Source organism: Clostridioides sp. ES-S-0001-03, assembly GCF_020676075.1.
Lineage (GTDB): Bacteria > Bacillota > Clostridia > Peptostreptococcales > Peptostreptococcaceae > Clostridioides.
Genome location: NZ_JACVWJ010000044.1, coordinates 1 through 338, shown reverse-complemented (window position 1 = coordinate 338; position 338 = coordinate 1). Strand labels below are relative to the sequence as shown.

3 tRNA genes are annotated in these 338 nt (G+C 53.8%); all 3 read right to left on the bottom strand.

What is annotated here, in order from left to right:
* Positions 1-44: 44 nt before the first annotated feature.
* Positions 45-120 (bottom strand) — tRNA-Val (locus IC174_RS20850).
* Positions 121-126: 6 nt separating this feature from the next.
* Positions 127-200, bottom strand: a tRNA-Gly gene (locus IC174_RS20845).
* Positions 201-216: 16 nt separating this feature from the next.
* Positions 217-291, bottom strand: a tRNA-Glu gene (locus tag IC174_RS20840).
* Between the last annotated feature and the right edge of the window lie 47 nt (positions 292-338).

Below are 338 nucleotides of genomic sequence, written 5' to 3'. Positions count from 1 at the left end.
GTGACAGGCTGGCATTCTAACCAACTGAACTACCAGGCCGCAAATGGTGGGACCAGCAGGGCTCGAACCTGCGACCCCCTGCTTGTAAGGCAGGTGCTCTCCCAGCTGAGCTATGATCCCATTTTTTGGAGCGGGTGAAGGGGATCGAACCCTCACAGCTGGCTTGGAAGGCCAGAACTCTACCATTGAGCTACACCCGCTTATTTAATTGTTTTTTGGTGACTCGTAGGGGAATTGAACCCCTGTTACCGCCGTGAAAGGGCGGTGTCTTAACCTCTTGACCAACGAGCCATTTTAATGGTTGCGGAGGCAGGACTCGAACCTACGACCTTCGGGTT